Raw genomic sequence first — 6,349 nt, forward strand, 5'->3', positions numbered from 1 at the left:
TTTTCGACGAAAGACCATTTTGCAAAGGTCTTACAGAAGATAAATCAAAAGGGGGGCTGTGTCTCGGTATGAGACGCAGCCCCCCTTTTCGTTGGGTATCAGATGTCGGCGTTGTGGATTAGCCGAAGTTGTCGAAGTAGATCTGCTCGTCCGGTACGCCGAGGTCATCGAGCATCTTGAGCGCGGAGGCGGTCATCGGACCGGGGCCGCACATGTAGTACTCGCAGTCCTCAGGAGCGGGGTGATCCTTGAGGTAGGTGTCGTAGAGGCACTGGTGGATGAAGCCGGTGTAGCCGGTCCAGTGGTCTGACTCGGGGGCTGCGGAGAGGGCGATGATGAACTTGAAGTTCTCATTCTCCCGCTCGATCTCGCGGAAGTCCTCCTCGTAGAAGATTTCCATCCGGGAGCGGGCTCCGTAGTAGTAGGAGACCTTGCGGGTGGTGTGGGCGGTCTTGAAGAGCCAAAGGATCTGGGCGCGGAGCGGCGCCATACCGGCACCACCACCGATGTAGATCATCTCGGCGTCAGAGTTCTCATTGATATGGAAGTCTCCGTAGGGACCGCTGAGGCGCACCTTGTCACCCGGCTTGAGGTTGAAGATGTAGGACGATGCGATGCCGGGAGGCACCTTCATCCAGCCACCATTCTTCCGGTCAAAGGGCGGAGTGGCGATGCGGACATTGAGCATGATGATGTCGCCCTCCTCGGGGTAGTTGGCCATGGAGTAGGCGCGGGTGGTCTCCTCTTCGTTCTTCGCGGTGAGGGGCCAGAGCTTAAACTTATCCCACTCGCCCTTAAACTTCTCATCCACCTCCATCGTGGAGTAGCTGATGTCATACTCGGGGATGGTGATCTGGGCATAGCTACCGGGCTTGAAGTCCATATGCTCGCCCTTCGGGAGTGCAACGACAAATTCCTTGATGAAGGAGGCGACGTTGTGATTGGAGACGACGGTGCAGTCCCACTCCTTGACGCCAAAGACGGACTCCGGTACGCGGACCTTCATGTCGTCCTTCACCTTGACCTGGCAGGAGAGGCGCCAGTCGTTCTTGATCTCCTTGCGGGAGAAGTGCGGCACCTCGGTGGCGAGGATCTCGCCTCCGCCCTCCATCACCTGGCAGCGGCACTGACCGCAGGAGCCCTTACCTCCGCAGGCGGAGGAGAGGAAGATGCCTTGATTCTGTAGCGTATTGAGGAGCGTGCCGCCCATGGGTACGGTGTAGGTCTTGTCGTCATTGACCGTCACCTCGACATTGCCGACCTTCACGAGCTTAGCCTTGGCTAAGAGGAGGACGACGACGAGGAGCAGGATGACGATGAGGAAGACGACCACACTCGTCAGGATCGCTGTAGTAGATATTGCAAGTAGCATTTCTTTCTTTTTTCCTTGGGTAAAAAGGGTGATCTCTGACGAGGACTTAGAGGGCGAGACCGGAGAAGCTCATGAAGCCGAAGGCCATGAGACCGGTGATGATGAAGGCGATGCCGAGGCCCTTGAGCGCCTTAGGCACGCGGGAGTACTTCATCCGCTCGCGGATGGCGGCCATGGAGGCGATGGCGAGGGCCCAGCCGATGCCGGAGCCGAAGCCGTAGGTGAGGGCGTGTCCCGCAGTGGGGAAGGCACGCTGCTGCATGAAGAGCGATCCGCCGAGGATGGCGCAATTGACCGCAATCAGGGGCAGGAAGATGCCGAGAGAGTTGTAGAGCGCCGGGCTGTACCGCTCCACCACCATCTCCACGAGCTGGACGAAGGAGGCGATGACGGCGATGAAGATCAGCAGGCTGAGGAAGCTCAGGTCTACGGAGGCAAATTGCGGGCCGAGCCAGGAGAGGGCTCCGGGCTTGAGGATATAATTCTCGAGCAGCCAGTTGATCGGCACGGTGAGGGTCATGACAAAGATGACGGCGGCACCGAGTCCGATGGAGGTCTTCACACTCTTCGAGATGGCGAGGAAAGAGCACATCCCGAGGAAGTAGGCGAAGATCATGTTATCCACGAAGATCGACCGGACGAAAAGGCTTAGATATTCTCCCATAATGATAATCGATTGTTCTCTATGTGATACACTTGAGCCTTAGGGCTTACTCCTCCTCCCACAGCTCGTGGTGACGGCTGCGGTGAACCCAGATGATGCAGGCGATCAGGATCAGCGCCATCGGCGGCAGGATCATAAGGCCGTTATTCATATAGCCGGCGGCGTAGAAGCTGTCGGGGATCACCTGATAGCCGAGGAGCGTGCCGGAGCCGAAGAGCTCACGGAAGAAGCCGATGATGACGAGGATGATGCCGTAGCCGACACCATTGCCGATACCGTCGAGGAATGACTGCCAGGGACCGTGGGCGAGGGCAAAAGCCTCGAGCCGACCCATGAGGATACAGTTGGTGATGATCAGTCCGACAAAGACGGAGAGCTGCTTATTGAGGTCGTAGGCGTAGGCCTTGAGCACCTCGCTGATCACCGTCACGAGGGCAGCGACGACGACCAGCTGCACGATCATGCGGATGGAGTTGGGGATCGTCTTGCGGAGGAGGGAGATGATGACGTTGCCAAAGGCGACGACGATCGTCACGGAGAGTGCCATCACGATGGCGGGCTCAAGCTTCGAGGTGACCGCGAGGGCGGAGCAGATGCCGAGCACCTGGACGATCACGGGGTTGTTGCCACTGATCGGTCCGAGGAGGATGTCCTTATTCTTTAGCTTTGACATAATCAGTTATTCTGCTGCTTGAGGTTATTGAGGAAGGGCTCATACTGCGTCAGCACGTCGAGGAGCATGTTATTGACTCCCTTAGAGGTGAGCGTGCCGCCGGAGATGCCGTCGACATAGTCGCGACTCTCATCCGTCTTGCCGTGCTTGACGACGGCGATGGAGGTGAAGCTCCCATCTCGGTAGAGGTGCTTGTCGTGGAATTGCCCGCTGAAGGGCTCGTGGGAGATCTCAGCACCGAGACCGGGGGTCTCACTGGCGTGGCTGAAGTCTGCCCCGAGGACGCTGTCCCCGTCACCTGCGACGGAGATGTAGCCCCAGATGGGACCCCAGAGGCCGGCGCCGTAGAGCGCCATGACGTAGGCCTTCTGTCCGTCGAGCGAGGCCTCAAAGACCGGGTAGCTCTCCTGCTCGGCAGGAGTGCGGAGCTCGGCGATGTCGTAGCTGAATGCGGGATCGTTCGTGCCGGTGCCGCGGGTCTCCTCGATGACGTTGCCCTCGCGATCGATGAGGTAGGCGTCGGTGATGGTAGCATTGTAGGTGTCGATCACCTTATCCTTAGCCACCCCGGAGATGCCGAGGGAGCGGAGGATCTGCTCCATCTTATCGATATTCTGATTGTCGATCTGTCGATCCTTGAGGGACTGTGAGGTGAAGGCGAGCCCTACGGCCACCAGGATGACCATCACAGACGCATAGAGGATCACATAACCGTTGTTTTCCTTATTCATAGTCTTTTATCGTCCTTCAGGGATTACTTGGAGATCGCCTCAGCGTGTGCGGCGGCCGCCTTATTGGCGCGCTTCGTGCGACGGCTGACGTTTGCCTCCACGACGAAGTAGTCGATCAGCGGCGCGAGGGCATTCATCAGCAGGATCGAGAGCATCATACCCTCGGGGTAGCCGGGGTTGAGCACACGGACGCAGATGGCGAAGAAGCCGATCAGGAGGCCGTAGATCCACTTACCTGTCTCGGTGCGGCTGGCGGTGACCGGGTCGGTCGCCATAAAGACGGCACCGAAGGCGAAGCCTCCCAGCATCAGGTGACTCCAGGCGGGCAGGGTCATGGCGGGGGTGGCGCCGATGGCATTGAACATCAGTGCCGTCAGGAAGCCACCACCAAAGGTGGCTACCATGATCTTCCAGCTGGCGATGCCGGTGCAGAGGAGGATCAGCGCACCGATGGCGATGGCGATGATCGAGGTCTCACCGATCGATCCGGGCATCAGTCCGGAGATCATGTCCCACGAGGTGAGGGGCTGACCGAGCGCTGTCGTGAGCGTGCCGGTGGTCTCCTCCGTCCAGGTGGCTACCTGGCCGAGCGGGGTGGCACCGGTAAAGCCGTCCACCACCTGGTCGCTGCCACCAAAGCCGAGCACGCGACCGGTCGGTACCCAGACGTCTCCGGACATCTTGCTCGGGTAGGAGAAGAAGAGGAAGGCGCGGGTGACGAGGGCGACGTTGAAGATATTGTATCCGCTGCCTCCGAAGACCACCTTAGCAAAGATGACCGAGAAGACGATCGCCAGAGCGAGCATCCAGAGGGGCACACTCCATGGCACGATCAGCGGGATGAGAAATCCGGTGACGAGATATCCCTCGGAGATCTCCTCGTCCTTGATCTGCGCATCGGCAAATTCGATCGCCAGACCGACGATGTAGGAGACGAGGAAGCGGGGCAGGAAGGCGAGGAAGCCGTACCAGAGACGGCTCCAGAAGCCGTACTCCACCAGCTGACCTGTCACGAGGAAGTGCTGGTAGCCGAGGTTGTACATGCCGAAGAGGGCGCACGGGATCAGCGCCAGTACCACGGTGATCATCGCACGCTTCATGTCGATGCTGTCGTGGATGTGGACACCTCGACGACTTGTCTCCGTGGGCACGAAGAGGAAGGTGCCAAAGCCCTCATAGAGCGACTTCGCCCAGTGCATCGGCTTACCCTTCTCAAACTTCGGTGCTAAGTTGTCGAACTTTTTCTTAAAAGAATTCATGTATGTCTCTACTATGGGATTGTGTGGCGTGAGCACTCACGCCGGTCCATCGATCAATTCATCTCCTTATAGAGCTGGTCCAGACCATCGCGCACGATAGCCTGCAGGGGCAGCTTGGAGGTGTCGACAAATTCGCACAGAGCGAAGTCCTCCGGCACCACTTCGTAGATACCCAGCTGCTCCATCCGCTCGATGTCAAAGGTGATGATCGCGCGGATCAGTTGCTCGGGGAAGATGTCCATCGGGAAGACCTTGTCGTACTCGTTGCTAAACATCAGCGGGCGCTCCGAGCCGTGGAGGCGGGCGTCAATGTCGTACTTTCGCTTCCCGGTGAGCCAGGCGGGGAAGGTCCGCGAGACGGAGTACTTATCCAGTCCCGGAGCCATCCAGCCGAAGAGCTCCACCGTCTCATCCCCCTCGGGAATAGCGGTGATGATATTGGTCTGAGTGGAGAGGAAGGGGTGGCTCTCGGTCACCTGCAGTCCGGTGAGTACATCCCCGTCGATGAGACGGAGGTGCTCAGCCGTGTGGGCGACCTTATCAGAGACGATCTCCTCGATCCGAGCACCGGCACGGACGACGGTGATCCCTCTCTTCTCCATACCGGTGCCGGCACAGGCGACACGCTTCGTCAGGTCTACGTGACCGGTGGTGAGGAAGCGTCCCAGCAGTGCCATCTCCGTCACGGTGAGGGTCCAGACCACCTCGCCCTGATTGATCGGGCGGGTGTGATTGATCAGCACGCCCACGTTGCCGGCAGGGTGGGGACCCTTCACCTCATACTCGCGGACGCCCGTCAGCCCCAGAGCTTCGCCGGGCGCATAGCCCATATAGACATCGCCCTCGGTGAGCTTACCCAGCACATCGGCAGCGATCTGGAGATACTTCTTATCCTCTCCGAGGAGCGTCATCGTATCGGGCAGGAGCGGGGCGGTGAAGTTGGCGGTGACATAGATGTCCCGCGGTCTCTCCGTCGGGTCCGGCACCATATCGTAGGGGCGCTTACGGAGGAGAGCGAGCATACCGCTCTGCATCAGGAGCGAGAGGATCTCCTCACGGCTCCGCGAGGTGACGTCCGTCACATCGAAGTCCTTATACGTTACGTCGGTGTCTGCCTTGATCTCGACGTAGAGGATCTTGCGCTTCGCACCGCGCACCACCTGCACCACCTCGCCGCTGACGGGGGAGACGAGGACCATCTCCGGGCAGGACTTGTGGTAGAGGACAGGACTGCCGGCCATTACACGATCGCCTACCTGCACAGACAGGCGGGGCTGCAGCCCCGGGAAGGATGTGGGACTAACGCCATAGGACGACCCGGCAGAGGAGGGGATCACCTCCTCAGATGCGTCGCCTGCCAGTCGTATGTCGAGACCCTTCTTGATACTGATCTCTTGAGCCATATACTATCGCTACTCTATGTTTTTTTGGATTTCTGTCTTTATTGTACCAATGACACGCAAAGGTACCGATTTATTTTAGAAAAAAATATCCAATTGTCCTACCAGTCAGCGGTGACGCATTTGAGTTGTACAGCAATGAAAGACGCACCTCTCCGAGGTGCTTTGCGCCATTGGGTTTGCGGATGGTGGTATGGCGGTGTGCCGGCAATAGTTCGGTGGAGACCTTTGCATAATACCCCATCTGCGG

The 6,349-nt window shown here is 58.8% G+C and carries 6 protein-coding genes; all 6 read right to left on the reverse strand.

The features are described from left to right. Window positions 1-118: 118 nt before the first annotated feature. From nqrF to HMPREF2890_RS06515, 6 genes are read right to left on the reverse strand one after another with little or no spacing between them, the layout of a single operon-like run. Window positions 119-1,372 (reverse strand): NADH:ubiquinone reductase (Na(+)-transporting) subunit F, encoded by a 1,254-nt coding sequence (nqrF, locus tag HMPREF2890_RS06490; protein ID WP_070466793.1) that lies wholly within the window; start codon window positions 1,370-1,372, stop codon window positions 119-121. A gap of 46 nt (window positions 1,373-1,418) precedes the next feature. Beyond that, complete coding sequence (nqrE, locus tag HMPREF2890_RS06495; protein ID WP_070466795.1) at window positions 1,419-2,036, reverse strand: NADH:ubiquinone reductase (Na(+)-transporting) subunit E; 618 nt, start codon at window positions 2,034-2,036, stop codon at window positions 1,419-1,421. A gap of 46 nt (window positions 2,037-2,082) precedes the next feature. Further along, window positions 2,083-2,709 (reverse strand): NADH:ubiquinone reductase (Na(+)-transporting) subunit D, encoded by a 627-nt coding sequence (locus HMPREF2890_RS06500; protein WP_070466798.1) that lies wholly within the window; start codon window positions 2,707-2,709, stop codon window positions 2,083-2,085. Between the two features lie 2 nt (window positions 2,710-2,711). Continuing rightward, window positions 2,712-3,440: an NADH:ubiquinone reductase (Na(+)-transporting) subunit C gene (nqrC, locus tag HMPREF2890_RS06505; protein WP_070466800.1), complete on the reverse strand. Its 729-nt coding sequence runs from the start codon at window positions 3,438-3,440 to the stop codon at window positions 2,712-2,714. A gap of 23 nt (window positions 3,441-3,463) precedes the next feature. Then, the gene (locus HMPREF2890_RS06510; protein WP_070466803.1) at window positions 3,464-4,699 is read right to left on the reverse strand and encodes an NADH:ubiquinone reductase (Na(+)-transporting) subunit B; all 1,236 of its coding nucleotides are present in this window, start codon (window positions 4,697-4,699) and stop codon (window positions 3,464-3,466) included. Window positions 4,700-4,752: 53 nt separating this feature from the next. Further along, entirely contained in the window at window positions 4,753-6,102 is a 1,350-nt protein-coding gene (locus HMPREF2890_RS06515) for a Na(+)-translocating NADH-quinone reductase subunit A (RefSeq protein ID WP_070466805.1), read from the reverse strand. Window positions 6,103-6,349: the final 247 nt, after the last annotated feature.

The sequence above is a fragment of the Porphyromonas sp. HMSC065F10 genome (assembly GCF_001808555.1).
Classification (GTDB): Bacteria; Bacteroidota; Bacteroidia; order Bacteroidales; family Porphyromonadaceae; genus Porphyromonas_A.